Annotated in this window: 25 protein-coding genes; 15 read left to right on the top strand and 10 right to left on the bottom strand. The window is 67.3% G+C overall.

Translation table 11 applies throughout. The features are described 5' to 3' along the window. The 3 genes from ACRDTL_RS19955 to ponA2 all read right to left on the bottom strand — a co-directional run. Nucleotides 1-440 (bottom strand): pyridoxal-phosphate dependent enzyme (locus tag ACRDTL_RS19955; protein ID WP_431508424.1); only part of this gene is annotated, 440 nt, incomplete at its 3' end. Next, nucleotides 437-1,396 (bottom strand): metallophosphoesterase, encoded by a 960-nt coding sequence (locus ACRDTL_RS19960; protein WP_431508425.1) that lies wholly within the window; start codon nt 1,394-1,396, stop codon nt 437-439. The genes ACRDTL_RS19955 and ACRDTL_RS19960, both read right to left, overlap by 4 nt. A gap of 27 nt (nt 1,397-1,423) precedes the next feature. Beyond that, nucleotides 1,424-3,844, bottom strand: coding sequence for a transglycosylase/D,D-transpeptidase PonA2 (ponA2, locus tag ACRDTL_RS19965; protein WP_431508426.1), 2,421 nt, complete (start codon nt 3,842-3,844; stop codon nt 1,424-1,426). A 372-nt stretch (nt 3,845-4,216) separates the two neighbouring features. Between ponA2 and ACRDTL_RS19970 the strand changes: the two genes are divergently transcribed. Then, the gene (locus tag ACRDTL_RS19970; protein WP_431508453.1) at nt 4,217-4,513 is read left to right on the top strand and encodes a WhiB family transcriptional regulator; all 297 of its coding nucleotides are present in this window, start codon (nt 4,217-4,219) and stop codon (nt 4,511-4,513) included. A gap of 8 nt (nt 4,514-4,521) precedes the next feature. On the opposite strand, the gene ACRDTL_RS19975 is transcribed toward ACRDTL_RS19970, so the two are convergent. Both ACRDTL_RS19975 and ACRDTL_RS19980 read right to left on the bottom strand, forming a co-directional pair. Then, complete coding sequence (locus ACRDTL_RS19975) at nt 4,522-5,685, bottom strand: ArsA family ATPase (protein ID WP_431508427.1); 1,164 nt, start codon at nt 5,683-5,685, stop codon at nt 4,522-4,524. Beyond that, the gene (locus tag ACRDTL_RS19980) at nt 5,682-6,704 is read right to left on the bottom strand and encodes an ArsA-related P-loop ATPase (RefSeq protein ID WP_431508428.1); all 1,023 of its coding nucleotides are present in this window, start codon (nt 6,702-6,704) and stop codon (nt 5,682-5,684) included. The genes ACRDTL_RS19975 and ACRDTL_RS19980 overlap by 4 nt, the downstream gene beginning before the upstream one ends. A 47-nt stretch (nt 6,705-6,751) precedes the next feature. On the opposite strand from ACRDTL_RS19980, the gene ACRDTL_RS19985 reads away from it, so the two are divergent. From ACRDTL_RS19985 to ACRDTL_RS19995, 3 genes are read left to right on the top strand one after another with little or no spacing between them, the layout of a single operon-like run. Then, a complete protein-coding gene (locus ACRDTL_RS19985; protein WP_431508429.1) occupies nt 6,752-6,913 on the top strand; it encodes a hypothetical protein in 162 nt (53 codons plus the stop codon). Next, nucleotides 6,910-7,365: a RidA family protein gene (locus ACRDTL_RS19990; protein WP_431508430.1), complete on the top strand. Its 456-nt coding sequence runs from the start codon at nt 6,910-6,912 to the stop codon at nt 7,363-7,365. The genes ACRDTL_RS19985 and ACRDTL_RS19990 overlap by 4 nt, the downstream gene beginning before the upstream one ends. A gap of 4 nt (nt 7,366-7,369) precedes the next feature. Further along, the gene (locus ACRDTL_RS19995; RefSeq protein ID WP_431508431.1) at nt 7,370-8,161 is read left to right on the top strand and encodes an MBL fold metallo-hydrolase; all 792 of its coding nucleotides are present in this window, start codon (nt 7,370-7,372) and stop codon (nt 8,159-8,161) included. A 68-nt stretch (nt 8,162-8,229) separates the two neighbouring features. On the opposite strand, the gene crp is transcribed toward ACRDTL_RS19995, so the two are convergent. Both crp and ACRDTL_RS20005 read right to left on the bottom strand, forming a co-directional pair. Continuing rightward, entirely contained in the window at nt 8,230-8,904 is a 675-nt protein-coding gene (gene crp, locus ACRDTL_RS20000) for a cAMP-activated global transcriptional regulator CRP (protein ID WP_431508432.1), read from the bottom strand. Between the two features lie 93 nt (nt 8,905-8,997). Continuing rightward, nucleotides 8,998-9,381 carry a hypothetical protein gene (locus ACRDTL_RS20005; protein ID WP_431508433.1) on the bottom strand — a complete coding sequence of 128 codons (384 nt, stop codon included), beginning with the start codon at nt 9,379-9,381 and terminating at the stop codon, nt 8,998-9,000. A 177-nt stretch (nt 9,382-9,558) separates the two neighbouring features. Between ACRDTL_RS20005 and nth the strand changes: the two genes are divergently transcribed. Genes nth through marP form a run of 4 tightly spaced genes read left to right on the top strand, consistent with a single transcriptional unit; the run spans nt 9,559 to nt 12,870 of the window. Then, entirely contained in the window at nt 9,559-10,239 is a 681-nt protein-coding gene (gene nth / locus ACRDTL_RS20010) for an endonuclease III (RefSeq protein WP_431508434.1), read from the top strand. A gap of 11 nt (nt 10,240-10,250) precedes the next feature. Further along, nucleotides 10,251-10,889, top strand: a complete 639-nt coding sequence (locus ACRDTL_RS20015; RefSeq protein ID WP_431508435.1) for a TlpA family protein disulfide reductase — start codon at nt 10,251-10,253, stop codon at nt 10,887-10,889. Further along, entirely contained in the window at nt 10,886-11,680 is a 795-nt protein-coding gene (locus ACRDTL_RS20020) for an NUDIX hydrolase (protein WP_431508436.1), read from the top strand. The genes ACRDTL_RS20015 and ACRDTL_RS20020 overlap by 4 nt, the downstream gene beginning before the upstream one ends. After that, a complete protein-coding gene (marP, locus tag ACRDTL_RS20025) occupies nt 11,680-12,870 on the top strand; it encodes an acid resistance serine protease MarP (RefSeq protein WP_431508437.1) in 1,191 nt (396 codons plus the stop codon). The genes ACRDTL_RS20020 and marP overlap by 1 nt, the downstream gene beginning before the upstream one ends. On the opposite strand, the gene ACRDTL_RS20030 is transcribed toward marP, so the two are convergent. Further along, complete coding sequence (locus ACRDTL_RS20030) at nt 12,863-13,840, bottom strand: alpha/beta fold hydrolase (RefSeq protein ID WP_431508438.1); 978 nt, start codon at nt 13,838-13,840, stop codon at nt 12,863-12,865. The genes marP and ACRDTL_RS20030 overlap by 8 nt on opposite strands. Next, the gene (locus ACRDTL_RS20035) at nt 13,841-14,383 is read right to left on the bottom strand and encodes a phage holin family protein (RefSeq protein ID WP_431508439.1); all 543 of its coding nucleotides are present in this window, start codon (nt 14,381-14,383) and stop codon (nt 13,841-13,843) included. A gap of 194 nt (nt 14,384-14,577) precedes the next feature. Between ACRDTL_RS20035 and ACRDTL_RS20040 the strand changes: the two genes are divergently transcribed. Continuing rightward, entirely contained in the window at nt 14,578-15,261 is a 684-nt protein-coding gene (locus ACRDTL_RS20040; protein WP_431508454.1) for a S1 family peptidase, read from the top strand. Nucleotides 15,262-15,273: 12 nt separating this feature from the next. Here ACRDTL_RS20040 and acs read toward each other — a convergent pair whose 3' ends face one another. Then, nucleotides 15,274-17,232, bottom strand: coding sequence for an acetate--CoA ligase (gene acs, locus ACRDTL_RS20045; protein WP_431508440.1), 1,959 nt, complete (start codon nt 17,230-17,232; stop codon nt 15,274-15,276). A gap of 44 nt (nt 17,233-17,276) precedes the next feature. Between acs and ACRDTL_RS20050 the strand changes: the two genes are divergently transcribed. The 6 genes from ACRDTL_RS20050 to ACRDTL_RS20075 all read left to right on the top strand — a co-directional run bounded on the left by ACRDTL_RS20050 (nt 17,277) and on the right by ACRDTL_RS20075 (nt 24,017). Beyond that, nucleotides 17,277-18,146, top strand: coding sequence for an LLM class F420-dependent oxidoreductase (locus ACRDTL_RS20050; protein WP_431508441.1), 870 nt, complete (start codon nt 17,277-17,279; stop codon nt 18,144-18,146). A 10-nt stretch (nt 18,147-18,156) separates the two neighbouring features. Further along, nucleotides 18,157-19,749, top strand: a complete 1,593-nt coding sequence (locus ACRDTL_RS20055; protein WP_431508442.1) for a peptide ABC transporter substrate-binding protein — start codon at nt 18,157-18,159, stop codon at nt 19,747-19,749. Nucleotide 19,750: 1 nt separating this feature from the next. After that, a complete protein-coding gene (locus ACRDTL_RS20060) occupies nt 19,751-20,677 on the top strand; it encodes an ABC transporter permease (RefSeq protein WP_431508443.1) in 927 nt (308 codons plus the stop codon). After that, nucleotides 20,670-21,533, top strand: coding sequence for an ABC transporter permease (locus ACRDTL_RS20065; RefSeq protein WP_431508444.1), 864 nt, complete (start codon nt 20,670-20,672; stop codon nt 21,531-21,533). The genes ACRDTL_RS20060 and ACRDTL_RS20065 overlap by 8 nt, the downstream gene beginning before the upstream one ends. Beyond that, nucleotides 21,530-23,161, top strand: coding sequence for a dipeptide ABC transporter ATP-binding protein (locus ACRDTL_RS20070; RefSeq protein WP_431508445.1), 1,632 nt, complete (start codon nt 21,530-21,532; stop codon nt 23,159-23,161). The genes ACRDTL_RS20065 and ACRDTL_RS20070 overlap by 4 nt, the downstream gene beginning before the upstream one ends. A 112-nt stretch (nt 23,162-23,273) precedes the next feature. Next, nucleotides 23,274-24,017, top strand: a complete 744-nt coding sequence (locus ACRDTL_RS20075) for an oxidoreductase (protein ID WP_431508446.1) — start codon at nt 23,274-23,276, stop codon at nt 24,015-24,017. The last annotated feature ends 72 nt before the right edge of the window (nt 24,018-24,089 follow it).

Here is a 24,089-nt window from a genome sequence, read left to right on the forward strand (position 1 = left end):
GCGTAGACGTCAGCCGAACGCTGCACGAAATGGCAGCGCCCGCCCTGCGTCTCGATCAGCGCCACTTTCGACGCGCTGGTGGAAGCGGGCATCACCGCGACGAATGGCAGACCCAGCAGCGCCGCGAAGTACGCCTCGGACACCGCGGTGGACCCCGACGACGCCTCGACCACCGTGGTGTTCTCCTCGATCCACCCGTTGCACAGCCCGTAGAGAAACAGCGAGCGGGCCAGCCGGTGCTTGAGGCTGCCGGTGATGTGGGTCGTCTCGTCTTTGAGATAGAGCGCGACGTCGGCGTCGTTGCGCCACGCCGACGGCAGCGGATAGCGCAACAGGTGGGTGTCGGCGCTGCGGCGGGCGTCGGCCTCGATCAGCCCGATCGCGTTGTCCGTCCACCCGCGCGGCTGTTTGTGAACCGCGAACCGGGTCGGTTCGGTCAATGCACCGAATACGTGGGCTGCGACCGACCGCGGTCCCGGCGCGATTCGCGGCCCCCGGTCGGCGCGGCGATCAACGTCAGCAGGGTCGCCTCGGGCCGGCAGCAGAACCGCACCGGCGCAAATGGCGAGGTGCCGATCCCGGCCGAGACGTGCAGCCGCATGCCGGCCCCCCAGCGCGAGGCCCCTTTGGCTCGCGACCGGTCCAGGCCGGAATTGGTCACCACCGCACCGTAGAACGGCAGACACAACTGCCCGCCGTGGGTGTGGCCGGCCAGCACCAGTTGATAGCCGTCGGCGGCGAACCGGTCCAGCACCCGCGGTTCGGGCGAATGCGTCAGGCCCAGCCGCAAGTTGGCCGCCGGGCTGGCCGGCCCCGCGATCGTCTCGTAGCGGTCCCGCCTGATGTGTGGGTCGTCCACCCCCGCAAGGGCGATGTGCAGTCCGGCCACCTCGAACTCGCGGCGGTTGTGGGTGAGATCCAGCCAGCCGCGCTCGGTGAACACCGCCCGCAGATCCTGCCAGGGCAGCGGCTGACCGTGCACCCGGTGACCGGGATTCGTCAGGTAGTTCAGCGGGTTCTTCAGGTGCGGACCGAAGTAGTCGTTGCTGCCGAAAACGAAGACACCGGGCAGCGACAGAAGGTCGCCGAGAGTCTGCACGACCGCAGGCACCGCCTTCGGGTGTGCCAGATTGTCGCCGGTATTGACGACCAGGTCCGGCCCCCAACCGGCCAGCTCGCGCAGCCACGCCTGTTTGCGGCGCTGTTTGGGCCGCATGTGGATGTCACTGATGTGCAGTACCCGCAGCGGCGACGAGCCCGGCGTCAACACCGGCATGGTCAGCTCACGCACGACGAAAGCATTGCGTTCGATGATCGAGGCGTAGCCGACCCCGCCCAGGGCCGAGCCCAGCGTGATGGCGCCGGTGGTTTTCAGGACTGACGAAGTGCGAGACATGCAAGCAGCCTACTGCGGGCTGTGGCGTCACGGCGGCGGTGGCTCGCCCGGCGGCGGAGGCGCCAACAGCGGAATAGTGATCGGCGGCAGACCCGGTATTTCCACGACGGTCGAGCCCACCACCTGGCCTTCTGGCGGCGGAGGCGGTGGCGGCGGGATGCCGTTACTGGTCTGGATCGTGACGATCGCACCCGGGATGGTCTGGCCGTTGGGGGAGGTTCCGACCACCTCCCCGTACCTTGCGCTGCTGTTGACCGGAGTGGCTTGGCCGGCGACCTGGAAACCGGCTTCCCTCAGCCGTAGGCGCGCCCCGTCGACGTCCAGGCCCACGACGCTGGGTACCCGCGAGTTGGGGCCGCCGTCGACGTAGCGGGGATCGGTCGGTGGCAGTTTCACTTCGCCGAAGTTGTCCGCGACCGGCTTCATGGCGGTGAACCAGGTGCGGGCCGGCTCGTTGCCGCCGTAGAGGTTGCCGTCGCCGCAGCGTCGCAGCGGGGACGAGCACAGGTCGGACGGCGAGCTGGAGTCGTCGTAGATGTAGTTTGCCGCCGCGTAGTGGTTGGTGAAACCCACGAAACCCGACGACCGGTGTGCCTCGGTGGTGCCGGTCTTGCCGGACATCGGCAGGTTCCAGCCCGCCGCGCCGGCCGAGCCCGACGCCGTGCCGCCGGCCTGAGCGTCCTTGCTCAGCGCGTTGGCCAGGGTGTTCGCCAGCCCTTCGGGCACCGCCCGATCGCAGGTCTCGGTGGTGACGGCGATCTGGTTGCCGTCGCGGTCGATCAGCTTGTCGATCGGGTTGGGCGGGCACCACATGCCTCCCGAGGCCAGCGTTGCCGCGACGTTCGACAGCTCCAGGGCGTTCAGCTCGAACGGGCCCAAGGTGAACGATCCGAGGTTCTGCCGTTTGATGAAATCGGCCAGGCTCTCGTTGCTGTCGGGATCGTAGTCGCGGGCCGTGCCCGGATCCGCGTAAGAACGCAGCCCGAGCTTGACCGCCATGTCCACCGCGCGCGGGACCCCCACCAGCTGGATCAGCCTGGCGAACGCGGTGTTCGGCGAGGTGGCCAGCGCATCGGTCACATTCATCGACCCTCGGTACTTGCCGGCGTTCACCACACACCAGGTTTCCTTGGGACAGCCCTTGGCGCCGCCGCTGCCCAAGCCCTTGGCCTGAAACGTGCCCGGCACTTCGAGCTGAGCATTGATGCCCATACCCATGTCGAGTGCGGCGGCGGTCGTGAAGATCTTGAAGATGGAGCCTGCGCCGTCGCCGACCAGGGAGAACGGCTGTGGTCGCATGGTTTCGCCGGCGCTGCTATCCAGCCCGTACCTGCGGTTGCTGGCCATCGCCAGCACCCGATGGGAGTCTTTGCCGGGCTTGATCACACTCATCACGCTGGCGATCCCGTTGAGGTCGGGGCTGGCGGAGGCATCGATCGCCTGCTTGACCGGGTTCTGCACGTCGGGATCCAGCGTGGTGCGGATCGTGTACCCGCCCCGGGCCGCCTGCTCCTTGCTGATGCCGGCTCTGGCCAGATAGGCCTGCACGTAGTCGCAGAAGAAGGCACGGTCGCCGGCGGCGATGCAGCCGCGTGGCAACTCGTTGGGTTGCGGCAAGATCCCCAGTGGCTCTGCCTTGGCGGCGCGCAACGCGTCTGCCTCTTTGGGCAGGTTTTCGATCATGGTGTCCAACACCAGGTTTCGCCGGGCGAGTGCACCTTCGGGGTTGGTGTAGGGATTCAGCGTACTGGTCGACTGCACCAGCCCGGCCAGCAGAGCCGCCTGCTGCCAGTCCAGCTCGGACGCGTTCACGCCGAAATACGTCTGCGCGGCATCCTGGACGCCGAAGGCGTTGTTGCCGAACGAAACCAGGTTGAGGTAGCGGGTCAGGATCTCGGACTTGGTGAACGTCTTGTCCAAGGTGAGCGCCATCCTGATTTCGCGCAGCTTGCGCGCCGGCGTGGTCTCGACGGCAGCCCGCTTTTCCGCGTCGGTCTGCGCGATCACCAGTAGTTGGTAGTTCTTCACATACTGCTGTTCCAGCGTCGAGCCGCCGCGGGTGTCGACGTCGCCCCGGGCGTAGCCGGCCAGCCCGGTCAGCGTGCCCTGCCAGTCCACGCCGTTGTGTTCGGCAAACCGCTTGTCCTCGATCGAGACGATTGCCAGCTTCATGGTGTTGGCGATCTTGTCGCTGGTCACCTCGAACCGCCGCTGCGAGTACAGCCAGGCGATCGTGTTGCCCTTCGCGTCGAGCATCGTGGTCACTGCCGGGACGTCGCCCTCCAGCAGCTGCGCCGAACCGTTGGCGACGACTTCGGATGCCCGATTGGACATCAGGCCGACCCCGCCGGCCACCGGAAACAGCAAGGCGGCGACGATGACGCCGGCGAATAGGCAGCACCCGGCGAGTTTTGCCACCGTGATCACGGTCTGGGGGCGCTCCGACATGGCTACTACAGTAGCGGCGAAGCGACGGATGACACCGGGCGGCGGATGACCATATTGTCCCCAGCGTCACAGGTCAGGGCGTTTTCGGTGTGCCCGGCGAGCCGGTTCTGGGCCCGTCATCATGATCGGACGGCACAGTCGTCCCAAAAAAGGCGATATCAGACTGTTGCGCAATTGGTACTTGACCACCTAACTTATACGCACAGTGAGATACAGGTAACACTGACGTGCATAGGGTGACGCGGGTCGCATCGCCCGTTTGCACGGGCGTGAGCCGCCGTGCTGGTGGGTGGCCAGGAGCGAAGGGGAACGCTGGTGGCAGGTACACGCACTGCGGGGGGAAGAACAACCGTCTCACCTGCAGGCAACGGCATCAATCGCGCTGACTCCGAGTCACGGATTGCCTGGGTATCCCAGGCCTTGTGCCGGGGGGCCGATCCGGATGAGCTCTTTGTCCGCGGCGCCGCACAGCGCAAGGCGGCGGTGATCTGCCGGCACTGCCCGGTGATGCTGGAATGCGCCGCCGACGCGCTGGACAACCGCGTCGAATTCGGTGTCTGGGGGGGTATGACCGAACGCCAGCGTCGTGCCCTGCTCAAACAACACCCCGAGGTGGGGTCTTGGCGGGAGTTCTTCGCTGCACAGCGCAATCACCGCAACGCCGGCTAAGCCACGCTTCAGCCGATCGCGGTGAGCTGATCGCCGATCGCGGTGAGCTGATCGCCGATCGCGCGCAGCGCTTCCAGGTCGGAGACGTCGAACGGCAGTGACGGCACCCCGACGATGGCGACGTGCGGGTTGGCGCCGGTGAACCGGGACAACAGCCGGATCTCTCGCTTGGACGTGGCCGCCCGGTCGGCGTGAATCCGCAACACCGCCGTGGCGAGGACTCGAGAGCCCTGCCCGTCGGTGTTCGTCTGCTCGTTATCGAGCGTCTCGGCGCCGTCGATCGCGCGCTCGACTGGCAGGCTGCACAACATTGGATGTGTCCGGTTGAGGATGAGTCCCGCCATCGGCATGCGCTCCTCGGAGAGCCGGTCAACGAAGAACGACGCCTCGCGCAGCGCATCGGGCTCGGCCGCCGACACCACCACGAACTGCGTACCGCGTCGCTTCAGTAGCGCGTAGGTGCGATCCGCTTTCTCGCGGAAACCGCCGAAGGTAGCATCTAATGACTGCACGAAACCCGCTGCATCGGAAAGCATCTGGGAGCCAAGGACTGTCGAGAGTGCCTTCATCGCCAGACCGACGGCACCGGCGACCAGTCGCCCGATACCACGCCCGGGCCCCAGCAGCAGCCGCCACAGCCGGCTGTCCATGAAGCTGCCCAACCGTTTCGGCGCGTCCAGGAAATCCAACGCATTGCGCGACGGCGGAGTGTCCACCACTATCAGGTCCCAGCGGTCCTGGGCCAACAATTGGCCGAGCTTCTCCATGGCCATGTATTCCTGCGTACCGGCGAGCGAGGTGGCGACCGTTTGATAAAACTGGTTGTCCAAGACAGCTTGTGCTCGTTCGGGTCCGGAATACGCGATGACCATTTCGTCGAACGTGCGGCGCATGTCGAGCATCATCGCGTACAGCTGGCCGGGCACTTCGGGAGCCAGTGGTACGCGTTGCGGAGAGTTACCGAGATCGTTGATGCCCAACGCTTGTGCCAGCCGTTTGGCGGGGTCGATGGTCAACACCACCACGGTGCGCCCGTATTCTGCTGCGCGCAATGCCATTGCGGCGGCGGTGGTGGTTTTGCCGACGCCGCCGGCGCCGCAGCACACAACCACCCGGTTGCCTTTGTCCGCCAGGATCGAGGCCATATCCAGCTTCGGTGGTGTGATACTCATCGAACCCCCTGCTGGGAGAGGCTTTCGGATAACTCATAGAGACTGCCGAGGTCGACACCGTCGGCAATGGTTGGGAGCTCCAGTCGCGGAACGTGCAGTTGGTCGAGCTGCTCGGCGGTTTCGGCGCGCGCAGCGATACGGGTGGCGTGCTGGACGGTCTCGGTCAGCAGGCCGGCGAAGTCGTTGTCGTTCAGCGTGATTCCGGCCGCGGCTAATCCGGCCCGGACCGCGTCGGCGTCGACATCACCCTCTTCGGCCTTCGCCAGGTCGTCGGGCTGAAGATAAACTTCGATGTTGCGGTTGACGATCACACTGCCGATCGGCAGGTTCAGCCGCTGCAGTTCGTCGATCGCCTCCATCGTTTCCTGCATCGGCAGCGCCTCCAGCAGCGTCACCAGGTGGATGGCGGTCGCCTCGGAGTGCAACAGCTGCACCACGCCCTCGCTTTGCGAATGCACCGGGCCGCCCTTGGCCAGGTCGGCCACCGCCTTGGTGACGTCGAGAAATGCGGCGATGCGGCCGGTGGGCGGCGCGTCGACGACGACCGCGTCATAGACCGGCAGTCTGTTCTTGTCGACGCGGATCACCGACTCCTTGATTTTTCCGGTGAGCAGCACGTCGCGCAGGCCCGGGGCAATCGTCGTCGCGAACTCGATCGCGCCGACGCGCCGCATCGCCCGGCCGGCGATTCCGAGGTTGTAGAACATGTCCAGGTATTCCAAGAACGCGGCCTCGATGTCGATCGCCAGCGCGTTAACTTGACCGCCGTGTTCGGCCGTCGCGATCTTGAGCTCTTTGTAGGGCAGTGGCGGCACGTCGAAAAGCTGCGCAATCCCTTGGCGCCCTTCGACTTCGACGAGCAGTACCTTGCGTCCGCCGGACGCGAGGGTCAACGCGAGTGCGGCCGCGATCGTCGACTTGCCGGTACCGCCCTTGCCGGTTACGAAATGCAGGCGGGCTTTCTCCAGACGCGATGGCCAGCCGATGGAACTTGCGCTGCTCGGTGTCGTCGCCACCAAAGCATGCTAGCCCGAGAGGCTCAGGGCCCTACCGATAAGCTCGGGCTATGACTCAACCGACCGCGTGGGAGTACGCGACCGTCCCGCTGTTGACGCACGCCACCAAGCAAATCCTCGACCAATGGGGTGCCGACGGCTGGGAACTGGTTTCAGTGATGCCGGGGCCGACCGGTGAGCAACTCGTGGCGTACCTCAAACGGCCGAAATGAGTGTGTCGGCGCGGCTCGCCGAGCTCGGCCTGCAGCTGCCCGAGGTAGTGAAGCCGGTGGCTTCCTACGTTCCGGCGGTGCGCACCGGCAACTTGGTGTACACGGCAGGCCAGGTCCCGATGCAAGCCGGCAAGCTCGCCGGCACCGGCAAGGTCGGCGCTGAGGTCAGTCCCGGGGAAGCCAGTGCGCTGGCGCGGATTTGTGCGCTCAATGCGCTGGCCGCCGTGGATTCGCTGGTGGGTATCGACGCGGTGACCCAGGTGGTGAAAGTCGTTGGATTCGTGGCCTCCGCCCCCGGGTTCAATGGTCAGCCGGGTGTGGTCAACGGTGCATCGGATCTGTTCACCGAGGTGTTCGGCGACCGTGGGGCGCATGCCCGTTCTGCCATCGGCGTCTCCGAACTGCCACTGAACGCGCCGGTGGAAGTCGAGTTGGTGGTCGAGGTCGGGTAACGCCGTGACCGGCACCGCTGAGTTGCTGACGCATCCGGCCTACGGTCGGCTGCGGCCGGTCACCGACACCGCGTCGGTCCTGCTCGCCGACAACCCCGGCAAGATGACGCTGGAAGGCACCAACACCTGGGTGCTACGGGGTCCGCGCAGCGACGAAGTGGTGGTCATCGATCCCGGACCGGACGACAACGAACACGTCGCCCGGGTCGCCGCCGTCGGCAAGGTCGCGCTGGTGCTGCTCAGCCACCGGCATTTCGACCACAGCGACGGTATCGACAAGCTGGTGGCGGCGACCGGCGCCACCGTGCGCTCGGTGGGCAGCGGGTGGTTGCGCGGCCTCGGCGAACACCTGACCGACGGCGAGGTGATCGATGCGGCCGGGCTGCGGATCACGGTGATGGCCACGCCCGGGCACACCGCCGACTCGCTGTCGTTCGTGCTCGACGACGCCGTGCTGACCGCGGACACCGTGTTGGGCCGCGGCACCACCGTCATCGATACCGAAGACGGCAGCCTGGGCGACTACCTGGAGTCGCTGCGTCGGCTGCGCGGCCTGGGCGCGCGCACCGTGCTGCCGGGGCACGGGCCGGACCTGCCCAACCTGGAGGCCGTCGCGTCGGGATATCTGGCGCACCGCGAACAGCGCTTGGAGCAGGTGCGCGCGGCGCTGCGGGAGCTGGGCGACGACGCCACCACGCGTCAGATCGTCGAGCACGTCTACGTCGACGTCGACGAGGAGCTCTGGGACGTCGCCGAATGGTCGGTGCAGGCCCAGCTGGACTACCTACGTAGGTAGCGCGAGCGTGCGTGTCACGTGGCGTGTCGTGGAAACCCGGGTTTGCGCACGCTCGCGCAAAAGGCGGACTACCGCGCGCGCCTCGCCAGCCTTTCCGAGTCGGAGATCAGCACGCTCTTGCCCTCCAAACGGATCCACCCGCGGTGGGCGAAATCGGCCAGCGCCTTGTTCACCGTTTCCCGCGAGGCACCCACGAGCTGGGCGATCTCCTCCTGGGTCAGGTCGTGAGTGACCCGCATCGCGCCACCCTCCTGCGTGCCGAACCGCTGGGCCAGCTGCAGCAGCTGCTTGGCCACCCTGCCGGGCACGTCGGTGAAGATCAGGTCGGCCAGGTTGTTGTTGGTGCGGCGCAGCCGACGAGCCAGTACCCGCAGCAACTGTTCGGCGATCTCGGGGCGATCGGCGATCCACGCGCGCAGCGCGTCGCGGTCCATCGACACCGCCCGCACCTCGGTGATCGTCGTGGCGCTGGAAGTCCGGGGCCCCGGGTCGAAGATCGACAGCTCGCCGAACATGTCGGACGGTCCCATGATGGTCAGCAGGTTCTCCCGGCCGTCCGGTGAGCGGCGGCCGATCTTGACCTTTCCGGAGACGATGATGTAGAGCCGATCGCCCGGCTCTCCTTCGGCGAATACGGTGTGTCCGCGTGGGAAGTCGACCGGCTGCAGTTGTTGGGTCAGCGCGGCGGCGGCGCTGGGTTCAACCCCCTGGAAGATTCCGGCCCTCGCCAGGATCTCGTCCACGTTGCCCCTTCAGCTCTTCAACGGTGTGACACCCGCGGGCCCAACCTCTGGTTAGAGAGTCTAGAGGTGAGCCGTTAACTCGACGTGCCAACGCTACACACGATTGGCCTGCGGGGGCGCCTCAAATTGCCGATTCCTCCGCGAATGCCGATGCCGTCCCGACGGCAGGCCCTGCTGTTCGGCGGTGAGAACAACGGCGGTGGCCAACACCGGATCGGCGGGATATTCGACACGGCGGGGCTGGTGCGTCAGCTCGTCGAAAGCCCGCTCGGACTGGCGGCGGTGCAGGTTGTCCAGCGCCTCGGGCATTCCTTCTCGGGCGAGCATGCGCATATCGTCGGGCTCGGCCTGTTGCAGAAACTTCGCGACATCGCGTGCGGTGAGTGTGGCGTCGACCAAGCCCGATTCGAGCCGTTGCAGCCCGAACGTTGCCAGCATCAGCAGCCCCGGGACGAATGCCACCAGCAACCAGGACACAAGGAGCAAGTAAACACGGCGAAGGTCTCAGTGAGATTACGAATCAGTACTCTGTCGAGGGTGACAATCAGCAAACCGTCCCGCGCCGTCGCGCGGTCGGCCGCCCCGACTGACACCGCCGCGGACCGGCGGTGGTCTGCGGAGACACGGCTCGGCTTGGTGAGGCGGGCTCGCCGAATGAATCGCAAGCTGGGGCAAGCGTTTCCGCATGTGTATTGCGAGCTGGATTTCACCACGCCGCTGGAACTGACAGTGGCAACCATTTTGTCGGCACAAAGCACCGACAAGCGGGTGAACCTGACCACGCCGGCACTGTTTGCCCGCTACCGCACCGCGCTGGACTACGCCCGGGCCGACCGTGCGGAACTGGAGAACCTGATCCGTCCCACCGGTTTTTACCGTAATAAGGCAACGTCATTGATCGGTCTCGGGCAAGCGCTGGTCGAGCGGTTCGACGGTGAGGTGCCGGCCACCATGGCGGAATTGGTGACGCTGCCCGGCGTGGGGCGCAAGACGGCCAACGTCATCCTCGGAAACACGTTCGGCATCCCTGGAATCACCGTCGACACGCATTTCAAGCGGCTGGTTGGCCGGTGGCGCTGGACGCCCGAGCAGGATCCGGTGAAGATCGAGCAGGCCGTCGGCGAACTCATCGAACGCGACCAGTGGACCGTGCTGAGCCACCGGGTGATCTTTCACGGGCGCCGGGTGTGCCACGCCCGCAAACCGGCCTGCGGCATCTGCGTGCTGGCCAAGGACTGCCCCTCGTACGGGATCGGGCCCACCGACCCGCTGATCGCCGCCACGTTGGTGCAGGGCCCGGAAACCGAGCACCTGCTGGCGCTGGCCGGGTTGTAGACCACCTCGCCGTGAGCATCCGCACCCGCTGGACCGTCGCGATCCTGGTGGTGGTTGTGGCGTTGCTGGCGGCGCTGGCAGTCGAGCTGGGCGACAAGTCCGATTCGGTGTCAACGCCGTCGAGCACCGCCCAAAACCGCGAGCACCGCGACGCCGACACCCCCGCGGCGCTGGCCGGATCGCGCCGGCGCGCGAACCTGCCGCCATGCCCGGCCGCCGGCGACGCCTCCGGCCCGCCGGCGCTGCGCGGTATCACGGCGGAATGCGCAGCCGACGGCTCTGTGGTCGACGTCGCCCGTGCGCTGGCCGGGCGCCGGGTCGTGCTCAACTTGTGGGCATACTGGTGCGGACCGTGCCAGGACGAATTGCCCGCGATGGCCGAGTACCAGCGACGGGTCGGGCCGAAGATAACCGTGCTGACCGTGCATCAGGACGAGAACGAGACGGCCGCGCTGTTGCGGTTGGCGCAGTTGGGTGTCCGGTTGCCGACCCTGCAGGACGGGCGCCGCCGCATCGCGGCCGCATTGCGGGTGCCAAATGTGATGCCCGCGACAGTGGTGTTGGCCTCGGACGGTAGCGTTGCGCAGACCCTGCCGCGGGCTTTCGCCACCGCCGACGAGATCGCGGCCGCGGTCGGAGGCCAGGAATGAGACCAGGGGAGGCCCGGGTGAGCGCTGCGATATCGCTGACGCCCGGGCTCGGCCCCCCCTGGCTGCGTCCGCTGGTCGACAACGTCGGTCAGGTGCCGGACGCCTACCGGCGCCGGCTGCCGGCCGATGTGCTGGCGATGGTGACCGCCGCCAAGACGGCGTCGTCGTTGCGCGGCGCCGGACGCGATGCCGCGGTGCTGGTGTTGTTCTCGGGTCCGGGGTCGGGTGCGGGCGGCGACAGCGCCCCAGACCCTGTTCCTGATGAAGCCGACCTCTTGCTCACGGTGCGGGCCTCCACATTGCGCCACCACGCCGGTCAGGCGGCGTTTCCCGGCGGTGCGTCCGATCCGGGCGACGAAGGACCGGTAGCCACCGCATTGCGGGAAGCACATGAAGAAACCGGCATCGACCCGAACCGGCTGCATGCGTTGGCGACGATGGAGCGAACGTTCATCGCGCCGTCGGGTTTTCACGTCGTCCCGGTGCTCGCCTACTCGCCCGATCCCGGTCCGTTGAGCGTCGTCGACGAGGCCGAAACAGCAATCGTGGCGCGGGTTCCGGTGCGCGCCTTCATCAATCCTGCCAACCGGCTGATGGTGTACCGCCGCACCTTGCACCGCCGCTTCGCCGGTCCGGCGTTTTTGTTGAACGAGATGCTGGTGTGGGGATTCACTGGCCAGGTGATCTCGGCGATGCTCGACGTCGCCGGTTGGGCGCAGCCCTGGGATACCAGCGATATCCGCGAGTTGGACGAAGCGATGGCACTGGTCGGCGATGAGGGTGGTGCATAATGACCTCGTCACAGTGGCTGGACATCGCGGTTCTCGCGGTCGCCTTCGTCGCGGCCATCTCCGGTTGGCGCTCAGGCGCATTGGGTTCGCTGCTGTCGTTCGTCGGCGTGGTGCTCGGTGCGGTCGCCGGGGTGCTGCTGGCCCCGCACATCTCCAGCCATATCAGCGACGCGCGCGCCAAACTGTTCGCTGCGCTGTTTTTGGTGCTGGGCCTGGTGGTCATCGGTGAGGTCGCCGGTGTGGTGCTCGGCCGGGCGGTGCGTGGCGCGATCAGCAGCGGCACAATCCGGTTCTTCGACTCGATCGTCGGGGTGGCCTTGCAACTGGTGGTGGTGCTGGTCGCGGCATGGTTGCTGGCGACTCCGTTGACTTCGTCGTCGGGCCAGCCGAAGCTTGCCGCCGCCGTGCGGGGTTCGCGGGTGCTGGCCCAGGTCAACCAATACGCACCGCCATGGCTGAAGACGGTGCCCAAAAGGCTGTCGTCGCTGCTGGACACCTCGGGCTTTCCGCAGGTGCTCGAGCCGTTCACCCGTACTCCGGCGGCCGCGGTCGCGGCGCCGGACGCGGCGCTGGCCAACAATCCGGTGGTGGCGAAGACCGAGCCCAGCGTGGTCAAGATCCGTGCGATCGCACCCGGTTGCCAGAAGGTGTTGGAGGGCACCGGGTTTGTCCTTTCGTCCGGGAAGGTGATGACCAACGCGCACGTGGTGGCCGGCGCGAACAGCGTCACCGTCGAGGCCGGCGGCAATCCCTATGACGCGACCGTGGTGTCCTACGACCCGACCGTCGACATCGCCATCCTGGCCGTTCCCAACCTGTCGTCCGGACCGCTGGTCTTGGCCGATGGTCCCGCGAACCCGGGCAGCGACGCGCTGGTGCTCGGTTATCCGGGCGGCGGTGGTTTCGTGGCCACCCCGGCTCGCATCCGGGACATCATCGAACTGTCCGGCCCCGACATCTACCGCAATGCGACGGTGAACCGCGAGGTGTACACCATCAGAGCCCCTGTGGAGCAAGGTAATTCGGGTGGGCCGTTGATCGACCTGAGCGGCAAGGTGCTCGGGGTGGTGTTCGGTGCTGCGGTCGACGAAAACGACACCGGCTTCGTGCTGACGGCCAAAGAGGTGGCCGGCCAGCAGGCCAAGCTCGGTGACACCACCCCGGTGGGCACCGGCGCTTGTGTCAGCTGAGCCCGGTCCCGTACACCTGCCCGAGAAATCGCATCAGCCGACTGTTGACTTCGGTTGGCGACTCTTCGTGGCTGAAATGCCCTGCGCCGGAGACTGTTGCGTATTGGCCGTGCGGTGCGTAGCGCCGCGTGTGCTCAACCGGGTCGGCCAGCACATAGGGGTCTGCGTCGCCGCGAATGTGCAATAGAGGGACCTCGGTGCTTCTGCTCATGGATTTCATGAACCGCCGGCCCTCGTCGCGCAACTGGCTGCGCACCGCCCAGCGCTGATACTCCAGCGCGCAGTGCGCTGCCGACGGGATCTGGATCGCCTGCCGCAGATGGCCGATCGTTTCGGAGAAGTCTTCGCACGCTTGCCATTTGGCGCCGGCCCGGCTGCGTACCAACCGCTCGATCTCGTAGGCGTTGTGCCGGGTCAGCATGCGCTCCGGCCAGATCGGCACCTGATAGCGCAGCAGCGACGGCAACAGCGCCCGAGCCTGGTCGCGATGGGTCAGCGCAGAGGCGCGTAGCGCGGCGGGGTGCGGTGAGCTGACGACCGCGATCGCGCGCACCAGCCGGGAATGCAGCACCGAGGTGGCCCAGCAGACCAGCCCGCCGTCGGCGTGCCCAACCAGCGTTGCCGACGAGTGGCCGAGCGCGCGGATCAGTCCTGCGGTATCACCGGCCAACGTCCAGCCGTCGTAGCCGCGGGGCGGCTTGTCGCTGCCGCCGTAGCCGCGCAAATCCACGGCCACCGCACGCACTCCGGTCAGCGCGCGCAGCTGGTGGCGCCAGGACCACCAGAACGAGCCGAAGCCGTGCAGCATGATCACCAGCGGCCGCGCCGTCGGCGCCGTGGCTGTCGATCGTCCGTCGGACCTATCGGTCGGCGCCGCCTCGACGACGTGGAACCGGATGCCGTTAGCGTGCACGTCCCGATGGCGCCACGGCCCGTCGATGCGGGTCACCGACGGGTCTGGTGGGGCCATCTACCAGCCCGAGGGGTCGGCGGGTGTCCCGCCGTGCGGCGTGGGTAGCGCTCGCGGCGCACCATTGCCACGAGCCTTGTCGTGGCCGGGCGCCAACGCGGTCCGGGTCTCCTTGACGGATTCGATCGTCTGCCGCGGTCCACGGATTCGACGCACCTTCAGATAGCCGACCAGCGCCAGCACCGTGGTGACGACGACCATGATCCCGAACGCGATCAGGAACGCGACCCAACGCCACAGCCAGGTATCGAGCAGTTCGGCAACGAAGAAGAAGAAAAAGAAGGTCGAATAGAACAACACCACCAGCGCGGCGATGAAGAAAACGCTGCCGGTGAGACCCTTCTTGACATCGCGGGTGATCTCGGCGCGGGCCAGTTCCACCTCGGCACGCACCAGCGTCGACATCTGAGCGGTGGCGTCCTTGACCAGCTCGCCGATCGAGGGTTCGAAAGGAGTGGCGTGCGGGTCGGTCAACGGAATCGTGGTCAGCGTCCCGGGCACCCCGTCGGTGCGGGCGGCATCCTTACGATCTGACTTGCTCACAGACGGTCCTCCCGGTTCGCTGTCATAGCGGTTCATGTTGCCATGCCGATCGGTCACCCGACGAGGCCGATCGAGCGCCGAGTTTCCGATCGCAGCTAGACTGACGCCGCCGTGTCCGGCTAGCGGCACGACCCGTCGACGGGAGTAATGCGGTGCAGAACACCCAGCGTCGGCTGCTCCTCGTTGCGGCGGCAATGATGACGCTGACCACGCTGGTGACCGTGGTCGGCCTGCGCGCCACCGCCGCATCCGCCGACGACAGGGTTCCGCTGGGGGGCGGCGCGGGCATCGTCGTCGACGTCGACACGATGTGCACCCTGACCAGCATCGGCAACGACAACAAGGGCGAGCTGATCGGCTTCACCTCCGCACACTGCGGGGGCCCCGGCGCCCAGGTAGCCGCCGAGGCGGCGCAGAACCGCGGCCCGGTGGGCACCATGGTGGCAGGCAACGACCAACTCGACTACGCGGTCATTCAGTTCGACCCGGCCAAAGTCGCACCGGTGGCCAACTTCGGCGGCTTTGCGATCAACGGCATCGGGCCGGATCCGCCCGTTGGCCAGGTCGTCTGCAAAGACGGCCGCACCACGGGTGAGTCCTGCGGTGTCACCTTCGGCCCGGGCCAGGACCCGGGAACCATCGTCGCGCAGCTATGCGGGCAGCCCGGCGACTCAGGCGGACCGGTCACCGCCGACAACTTATTGGTCGGGCTGGTCCACGGCGCCTTCAGCGAGATCCTGCCGGGCTGCGTCACCAAATACATCCCGCTGCACACTCCGGCGGTCGTCGTCTCGATCAACGCCGTGCTGGCCGACCTCGCCGCCAAGAACCGCCCCGGCGCCGGGTTCGTCCCGGTCGCGGCAACTCCGGCCGCTTAGCCTGATTGCGGCTTACTTGGCGGCCCGGATCGCGTCGAACACCCCGGGATCGAGCAGCGTCGAGGTGTCGCCGAGCTCGCGGTTATCCGCGATGTCGCGCAGTAGCCGGCGCATGATTTTTCCGCTGCGCGTCTTCGGCAGTTCGGGCACCACATGCAGTTCTCGCGGCCGTGCGATCGGCGAGATCTCCCGGGCCACTGCGGCGCGCAACTCGTCGATGATTTCTTCGCCGACGGTGTCGGCGTGTTCTGCCTGCAGCACGACGAACGCGCAGATGGCCTGGCCGGTGGTGTCGTCGGTGGCCCCGACCACCGCCGCCTCGGCCACTCCGGAATGGCCGACCAGCGCCGACTCGACCTCCGCGGTGGAGATGCGATGCCCGGACACGTTCATCACGTCGTCGATGCGACCCACCACCCAGATGGCGCCGTCGGCGTCGTAGCGGGCGCCGTCGCCGGCGAAATACCAGCCCTGCCGGGCGAACCGGGACCAGTAGGTGTCCCGATAGCGATCCGGGTCGCCCCAGATGCCGCGCAGCATGGCCGGCCAGGGCTGGTCCACGACGAGGTAGCCGGTGAGGTGCTCGCCTTCGTCGGTCGGCGGCGGGGTGAGTCGGTTGCCGTCGTCGTCGACGATCCGCGCCGAGATACCCGGCAGCGGCGTCATGGCCGAACCCGGCTTGGCCGCAGCAACCCCGGGAAGCGGCGAGATCATCGACGCGCCGGTCTCGGTCTGCCACCAGGTGTCGACGACCGGGGTTCGGCCGGCGCCGATCACCTGGCGGTACCAGCGCCAGGCCTCCGGATTGATCGGCTCACCGACCGACCCCAACAGCCGCAGGCTGGACAGGTCGTGGGCGTCCGGAATTTCGCGGCCCCACTTCATGAACGTCCGGATCAGTGTCGGTGCAGCGTAATAGATTGTCACACCATAGCGTTCGATGATCTCGAAATGCCGATGCTCGGTCGGTGTGGTGGGAGTACCTTCGTAGAGAATCTGCGTGACACCGTTGGACAGCGGTCCGTAGACGCTGTAGGTGTGCCCGGTGACCCAGCCGATATCGGCGGTGCACCAGAACACGTCGGTCTCCGGCTTGATGTCGAAAATGCTGTAGTGCGTGTAGGACGTCTGAGTCAGGTAGCCGCCGCTGGTGTGCATGATGCCCTTGGGCCTGCCGGTGGTGCCCGATGTGTACAGCAAAAACAGCGGGTGCTCGGCGTCGAACGGCTCGGGGGCGTGTTCGGCCGGCGCCGGGTCGACGACGTCGTGCCACCACAGGTCGCGGCCCGGCGTCCACGGCACGTCGATCCCGGTGCGCCGGACCACCAGCACGTGCTCGACGGAGCTGTCCTGGCCGACCGCCTCGTCGGCTGCCTCCTTCAGCGGCATCGGTGTGCCGCGCCGGAACTGCCCGTCGGAGGTGATCAGCAGTCTGGCCTCGGCGTCGGCGATGCGGGCGCGCAGCGCTGTTGCGGTGTAGCCGGCGAACACGACGCTGTGCATGATGCCCAGCCGCGCGCAGGCCAGCATTGCGATGACGGCCTCGGGGATCATCGGCAGGTAGATCGCGACCCGGTCACCGGCGACCAGGCCGAGGCCGGTCAGCGCGTTGGCGGTTTTGCACACCTGCACCTGCAGGTCCGCGTAGGACAGGGCGCGGCTCTCGCCGACCGGCTCGCCCTCCCAGTAGATGGCGGTGCGGTCGCCCAGGCCTGCTTCGACGTGGCGGTCGACGCAGTTGTAGGCGACGTTGAGCGTGCCACCGACGAACCACTTGGCGAACGGCGCGTCCGACCAATCCAGGACCTGCTCGAACGGCGTCGACCAGGACAGCCGGTTGGCCTGCTGCGCCCAGAACGCCAGCGGGTCCTGCTCGGCGGCGCGGTAGACGTCGTCGCGCACGTTTGCTTTCGCGGCGAACTCCGCGGACGGCGGGTACGACGACGGCGCCCGGGTGTGCGTTTCGCTCACGAGTACGAGGGTAGTCAGGCCGGCGACTGTGAGACCATCCGGTGGTGCGACTCGGCTTGCATGCATTGGGTATCGGCGCGGGCGCCCGGCGGGCGGTGATCGACGCGGTCGCGGTCGCCGCGGAGCGGCTTGGTTTCGCCACCTTGTGGGCCGGCGAGCATGTGGTGATGGTGGATGAGCCCGCGTCGCGTTACCCGTATTCGGCCGATGGCCGGATCGCAGTGCCGCCGGCCGCGGACTGGATCGATCCGCTGATCGGGCTGAGCTTTGCGGCCGCGGCCACCAGCACGATCGACCTGGCGACCGGTGTGCTGCTGCTGCCGGAACACAATCCCGTGCTGGTCGCCAAGCAGGCTGCCACCCTCGACCAGCTCAGCGGCGGCAGGTTGCGCCTCGGTGTCGGCGTTGGTTGGTGTCGAGAGGAGTTCGAGACGCTCGGCGTTCCCTTCGGACGCCGGGGCGCCCGCACCGCCGAATACGTCACTGCGATGCGCCGGCTCTGGTGTGACGACATCGCGTCGTTCGCAGGGGAATTCATCAGCTTCGAGGAGGTTCGCCTCAATCCCAAACCCGTGCGCGACCGCCGGATCCCAATAATGGTGGGCGGCAACAGCGATGCGGCGTTGCGTCGAGTCGCGAGGTGGGGCGACGGGTGGTATGGCTTCAACCTGCCAGATGTGGCCGCCGTCGCCGAGCGGGTGGCGGTCATTCGACGAATGTGCGACGAGTCCGGACGTGACGCCGGCGAGTTGCGGCTGGCGGTCTCGCTTGCGCACCCCGGCGCGGGCGATGCCGCCACGTTGAGCGAGGCGGGGATCGATGAGCTGATTGTGGTCGCGTCGCCGCCACCCGACGTCGCCGCGGTACCGGATTGGGTGGCGGGGCTGGCGCCGCAATCCGCCTCGGGCCCTTAGGGTCGGGCTCATGGTGCGTGTCGTAGCGGCAGTTGCGGCCGCCGTTGTAGTGCTGACGCTCACCGGCTGCGGGGGCGACGTCAGCACCGATGCGGTGATCGCCAATGCCGCCGAGCCACAGAACCCGCTGATTCCCACCAACACCAACGACACCAACGGTGGCCGCGTCATCGACCGGCTGTTCGCCGGTCTGATGTCCTACGACGCCAGCGGCAAGCCGGCACTGGAGGTCGCCTCTTCGATCGAGACCACCGACAACGTCAACTACTGGATCATCCTCAAACCCGGGTGGACGTTTTCGGACGGATCACCGGTGACGGCAGACTCCTTCGTCGACGCCTGGAACTACGGCGCGCTGTCCACCAATGCCCAACTGCAACAGAGCTTCTTCAGCCCGATCGCCGGCTTCGACGAGGTCGCTGCACCGAAACCATCGGCGAACGCCATGTCCGGTCTGCATGTGGTGGGCGACCGCGAGTTTACTGTGCGGCTCAAAGTGCCGACCATCGATTTTACTCTGCGGCTTGGGTTCTCACCATTCTATCCACTGCCACGCTCGGCGTTCGAGGACACGATGGCGTTCGGGCAGCACCCAATCGGCAACGGCCCATATAAACTCGCTGACGGCCCGGCTTGGCAGCACAACGTCAAGATCGACCTGGTGCCCAACCCCGGCTACCACGGCAACCGGGTGCCGCAGAACAAGGGGTTGCGTTTCGTCCTCTACGCCAACCTCGACACCGCCTATGCCGATCTGTTGTCAGCTAATCTCGATGTGCTGGACAGTATTCCGCCCAGTTTGCTGCCGGTCTACCGCAAGGACCTCGGCGACCACGCCATCACGGCCCCGGCGGCGGTCAACCAGACCATCGACACGCCGCTGCGGCTGCCACACCTCGGTGGCGAGGAAGGCCGACTACGCCGGCTTGCGCTCTCGGCCGCGATCAACCGCCCGCAGATCTGCCAACAGATCTTCTCCGGAACTCGTGCGCCCGCTCGCGAATTCACCGCCAGTTCGCTGCCCGGGTATGACCCGAACATCGAGGGCAACGATGCGCTGAACTTCGACCCGGACACCGCACGGCGGCTGTGGGCGCAGGCCGATGCCATCTCTTCGTGGACCGGCCGGTACACGATCGCCTACAACGCCGATGGCAGCCACCAGGACTGGGTGGACGCGGTGGCCAACAGCATCAAGAACGTCCTGGGTATCGACGTGGCCGGCGCGCCGCAACCCACGTTCGCCGGCTTTCGCACCCAGATCACCGATCGCACCATCACCACCGCATTCCGTGCCGGCTGGCAAGGCGACTACCCGTCCATGCTGGAATTCCTCCAACCATTGTTCGTCACCGGGGCCGGAGCCAACGACGTCGGCTACTCCAACCTGCAATTCGACGCCGCACTGGCCGACGCGGAAGCCGCGACCAGCCTGCCGCAGTCTTATGCGCTGTCCAACTACGCACAGCGAACCCTGTTGCGCGACATGCCGGTTATCCCGCTGTGGTACACGGTCAGCGTGGCCGGGCACTCGTCGGCCGTCAGCCGCGTCGTCCTTACCTGGAATGGCCTGCCCGACTACGAACACATCGTCAAGGCCTGAGATGAGCTGGTATATCGCGCGGCGGGTCGTGGCCATGGTGCCGGTCTTCCTGGGCGCGACACTGCTGATCTACGGCATGGTGTTTCTGTTGCCCGGCGACCCGGTAGCCGCGTTGGGCGGGGACCGGCCACTGAGCGCCGCCGTCGCCGCGCAACTACGCGCCCAGTACCACCTCGATGACCCGTTCTGGCTGCAGTATCTGCGCTATCTCGGCGGCATTCTGCATGGCGATTTGGGCCGGGCGTACTCGGGACTGCCGGTCAGCACCGTTCTGGCTCAAGCGTTTCCGGTGACAATCAGGTTGGCGTTGGTCGCGTTGGCGGTGGAGGCGGTGCTGGGCGTCGGGTTTGGCGTCATCGCCGGATTGCGTCAGGGCGGCATCTTCGATGCCGGGGTGCTGATTGCCAGCCTGGCCATCATCGCGATCCCGATTTTCGTGCTGGGGTTCCTGGCGCAGTTCGTGTTCGGGGTCCGACTGGGCCTCGCGCCGGTCACCGTCGGCGATCGGGCGACGATCGGCCGGTTGATGTTGCCCGGCATCGTGCTGGGCTCGGTGTCGTTCGCCTACGTGGTACGGCTGACCCGCTCGGCGGTGGCCGACAACGCGCACGCCGACTATGTGCGCACCGCTACCGCCAAGGGACTATCCCGGCCACGAGTAGTCACGGTGCATATTCTGCGCAACTCGCTGATCCCGGTGGTGACTTTCCTCGGCGCAGATCTCGGCGCATTGATGGGCGGTGCGATCGTCACCGAAGGGATCTTCAACATCCATGGTGTCGGCGGCGTGCTGTATCAGGCGGTCACCCGCCAGGAGGCGCCCACCGTGGTGTCGATTGTGACCGTGTTGGTCGTCGTCTACCTGGTCACCAACTTGCTGGTGGATCTGCTGTACGCGGCGCTGGATCCCCGAATCCGCTATGTCTGAAGCCTTTGGCCACAACGGCTTTTGGCGTGAAATATGGCGGACACTGCTGCATCGCCCGAAGTTCCTCGTCGCGGCGGCGCTGATCGTGTTGATCCTGATCGTCGCCGGGTTTCCGGCGGTGTTCACCGGGGCCGATCCCGGCTATGCCGATCCGAACCAGAGCATGCTCGCCCCGTCGGCGAGGCATTGGTTCGGTACCGACCTGCAGGGCCACGACATCTACGCGCGCACCATCTACGGCGCGCGAGCCTCGATCAGCGTCGGCCTGGGCGCCACGCTTGCAGTGTTCGTGGTGGGCGGGGCGCTGGGTGCGCTGGCCGGCTTTTACGGCGGCTGGATGGACGCGGTGGTCTCTCGTATCGCCGATGTCTTCTTCGGAATCCCGTTGCTGCTGGCGGCGATTGTGCTGATGCAGGTCATGCATCACCGCACGGTGTGGACGGTGATGGCGATCCTGGCGTTGTTCGGCTGGCCGCAAGTGGCCCGGATCGCCCGCGGCGCGGTAATCGCGGTGCGGGGCAGCGACTACGTGTTGGCTGCGAAGGCATTGGGGCGCAGCCGGTTCGGTGTGCTGGCACACCACGCACTGCCCAATGCAGTCGGACCGGTGATCGCGGTCGCCACCATCGCGCTGGGCTTGTTCATCGTCACCGAGGCCACGCTGTCCTACTTGGGGGTTGGCCTGCCGCCGTCGGTGGTGTCCTGGGGCGGGGATATCAGTGTGGACCAGATCCGGCTACGGGCCGGCTCACCGATCCTGTTCTATCCGGCCGGTGCACTGGCGATCACGGTGCTGGCGTTCATGATGATGGGTGACGCTTTGCGCGACGCCCTTGACCCGGCGTCATCGGCATGACAGTCGGAGAGTCACCGCTGTTGCGCGTCGAGAGGCTGGAGGTCAGGTTCGGCGCGGCGACTGCCGCGCTCGGGGGAGTGGATCTGACGGTACACCGTGGCCAGACCGTCGCCGTCGTCGGCGAGTCGGGTTCGGGGAAATCAACCACCGCCGCAGCGATTCTCGGGCTGCTGCCACCGGGTGGGCGAATCTGTGCGGGCCGCATCGTGTTCGACGGCGTCGAGCTCACCACCGCCGACCGGCGGCGCTGGCGCACGATCCGTGGCACCGGCATCGGTTACGTACCCCAGGACCCGATGACCAACCTGAACCCGGTGTGGAGAGTGGGCTTCCAAGTTCGGGAGACGTTGCGCGCCAACAACATCAGCGATAAGCAGGCCGTGCAACTGTTAGCCGAGGCGGGGATGTCTGATCCGTCAGGCCAAGCCCGACGTTATCCACACCAGCTTTCCGGCGGCATGTGCCAGCGTGCATTGATCGCGATCGGCTTGGCGGGCCGGCCACGGCTGCTGATCGCCGACGAGCCGACCTCGGCGCTGGACGTCACCGTGCAGCGGCGGGTGCTCGACCACCTGCAGCATCTCACCGGCGAACTGGGCACCGCCGTGCTGCTGATCACCCACGATCTTGGGCTGGCCGCCGAACGCGCCGAACAGCTGGTCGTTATGCAACGCGGTGTCGTCGTGGAAACCGGTGCGGCCCAGCAGGTTCTGGAAAACCCGCAACACGACTACACCCGGTTGCTGGTGGCCGCCGCGCCGTCGATGCGGCGGGCCGGCACTCGCCGGCGAGTGGCGCAGCAGCCGGACGACGTCGTCGTCGCCACCGGGCTTACCAAGGTCTATCGGCGATCCCGCGGCGCCCCGTGGCGGAAGGCGGAATTCCACGCCGTCGACGGAGTGTCGTTTCGGCTGCGCCGAGCGACCACGCTGGCCATCGCGGGAGAGTCCGGTTCGGGGAAATCCACGTTGGCGCGCATGGTGCTCGGTCTGCTGCCGCCGTCCAAGGGCACGGTGGTTTTCGGCGGGCATGACATCGACTCGCTGGACCGACGCGCGACGCTGGCGTTTCGCCGGCAAGTGCAGCCGGTCTTCCAGAACCCGTACAGCAGCTTGGATCCCATGTACTCGGTGTTCCGCGCCATCGAGGAACCGCTGCGCATCCACCGGATCGGCGACCGGCGGCAACGCCACCGGGCGGTGCGTGAGCTGGCGGACCAGGTGGCGCTACCGTCGTCGGTATTGGGCCGGCGCCCGCGGGAACTGTCGGGCGGCCAACGCCAGCGAGTCGCGATCGCCCGCGCGCTGGCGCTGCGGCCGGAGGTGCTGGTCTGCGACGAGGCCGTCTCCGCGCTCGACGTGGTGGTGCAGGCGCAGATTCTGGATCTGCTCACCGACCTGCAAGCCGCGCTCGGCCTGACCTACCTGTTCATCAGCCACGACCTGGCGGTGATCCGGCAGATCGCCGACGAGGTCCTGGTGATGCGCGCCGGTCGGGTGGTCGAACACGCCCCTACCGAGCAGGTCTTCACTCGGCCGCGTCACGACTACACCCGCGAGCTGCTGGCGGCGATTCCCAGCGGCGATCGCAAGCGCGGCGAAGCCGGGCGCAGCGGGTCGCCGCCATAGACCCAGCGGCGATCGCAAGCGCGGCGAAGCCGGGCGCTGGGGGCACCCCCAGCCGCGGAGCGGCGAGGGGGACGGGTCGCCGCCATAGTCCCGGCGGTTATCGTCACAGCTCGTGACCGTTGACCCGCTGGCTCCGCTGATGCAGCTGCCCGGCGTCGCGGCGGCCGCCGACCAGGCGCGTGACGCGCTGGGACGCGCGCACCGGCATCGCGCCAACCTGCGGGGCTGGCCGGTGACCGCCGCGGAGGCGGCGCTGCGGGCGGCCCGGGCGTCATCGATGCTCGACGGCGGACCCGTGCAGCTCGATGAATCCACGACCGGCGATCCCATCTTCGCCGGTGCGCTGCGGGTGGCGCAGGCAATGGAAGGCGGCGAGACCAATCTGGTCGCGGTGTGGCAGCGGGCACCGTTGCAGGCGCTGGCGCGGCTGCACATGCTGGCCGCCGCGGACCGGGTCGACGAGGAGCGGTTGGGCCGGCCACGGGCCGACCCCGAGGTCGCGCCCCGGCTCGAGCTGCTCGCGGACATGGTGAGCGGCGGCACCCGGGTGCCGGTGCCGGTGGTCGCCGCGGTCGCACACGGCGAGCTGCTGACCCTGGCGCCGTTCGACAGCGCGAACGGCGTGGTGGCACGTGCGGTGTCCCGGCTGGTGACCATCGCCGGCGGGCTGGATCCGCACGGGCTGGGCGTACCGGAGGTGAGTTGGATGCGGCGCACCGCTGACTACCGTGACGCCGCCCACGGCTTCGCTGCCGGCAACCTAAACGGCATGGCGGCCTGGCTGAAGTTGTGCTGCCGGGCTTTGCAGGACGGCGCCCGCGACGCGCTGGCGATCGCCGAGTCACTGGGCCGATAAGGTTGCCGACGTCGCATCGCAACGAGCCGTTTCCGGTGCTTCAAACAGGCGAAGCGGGCGACGATCCGTCTT

Origin of the sequence: Mycobacterium sp., assembly GCF_050700595.1 — a bacterium.
GTDB lineage: Bacteria > Actinomycetota > Actinomycetes > Mycobacteriales > Mycobacteriaceae > Mycobacterium.

Excerpts from the sequence above, each read along its gene's own strand:
- ACRDTL_RS19960 (WP_431508425.1), bottom strand. The coding sequence starts at position 1,396 with ATGTCTCGCACTTCGTCAGTCCTGAAAACCACCGGCGCCATCACGCTG.
- ponA2 (WP_431508426.1), bottom strand. The coding sequence starts at position 3,844 with ATGTCGGAGCGCCCCCAGACCGTGATCACGGTGGCAAAACTCGCCGGG.
- ACRDTL_RS19975 (WP_431508427.1), bottom strand. The coding sequence starts at position 5,685 with ATGAGTATCACACCACCGAAGCTGGATATGGCCTCGATCCTGGCGGAC.
- ACRDTL_RS19985 (WP_431508429.1), top strand. The coding sequence starts at position 6,752 with ATGACTCAACCGACCGCGTGGGAGTACGCGACCGTCCCGCTGTTGACG.
- ACRDTL_RS19990 (WP_431508430.1), top strand. The coding sequence starts at position 6,910 with ATGAGTGTGTCGGCGCGGCTCGCCGAGCTCGGCCTGCAGCTGCCCGAG.
- nth (WP_431508434.1), top strand. The coding sequence starts at position 9,559 with ATGAATCGCAAGCTGGGGCAAGCGTTTCCGCATGTGTATTGCGAGCTG.
- ACRDTL_RS20020 (WP_431508436.1), top strand. The coding sequence starts at position 10,886 with ATGAGACCAGGGGAGGCCCGGGTGAGCGCTGCGATATCGCTGACGCCC.
- marP (WP_431508437.1), top strand. The coding sequence starts at position 11,680 with ATGACCTCGTCACAGTGGCTGGACATCGCGGTTCTCGCGGTCGCCTTC.
- ACRDTL_RS20030 (WP_431508438.1), bottom strand. The coding sequence starts at position 13,840 with ATGGCCCCACCAGACCCGTCGGTGACCCGCATCGACGGGCCGTGGCGC.
- ACRDTL_RS20040 (WP_431508454.1), top strand. The coding sequence starts at position 14,578 with ATGATGACGCTGACCACGCTGGTGACCGTGGTCGGCCTGCGCGCCACC.
- ACRDTL_RS20055 (WP_431508442.1), top strand. The coding sequence starts at position 18,157 with ATGGTGCGTGTCGTAGCGGCAGTTGCGGCCGCCGTTGTAGTGCTGACG.
- ACRDTL_RS20060 (WP_431508443.1), top strand. The coding sequence starts at position 19,751 with ATGAGCTGGTATATCGCGCGGCGGGTCGTGGCCATGGTGCCGGTCTTC.
- ACRDTL_RS20065 (WP_431508444.1), top strand. The coding sequence starts at position 20,670 with ATGTCTGAAGCCTTTGGCCACAACGGCTTTTGGCGTGAAATATGGCGG.
- ACRDTL_RS20070 (WP_431508445.1), top strand. The coding sequence starts at position 21,530 with ATGACAGTCGGAGAGTCACCGCTGTTGCGCGTCGAGAGGCTGGAGGTC.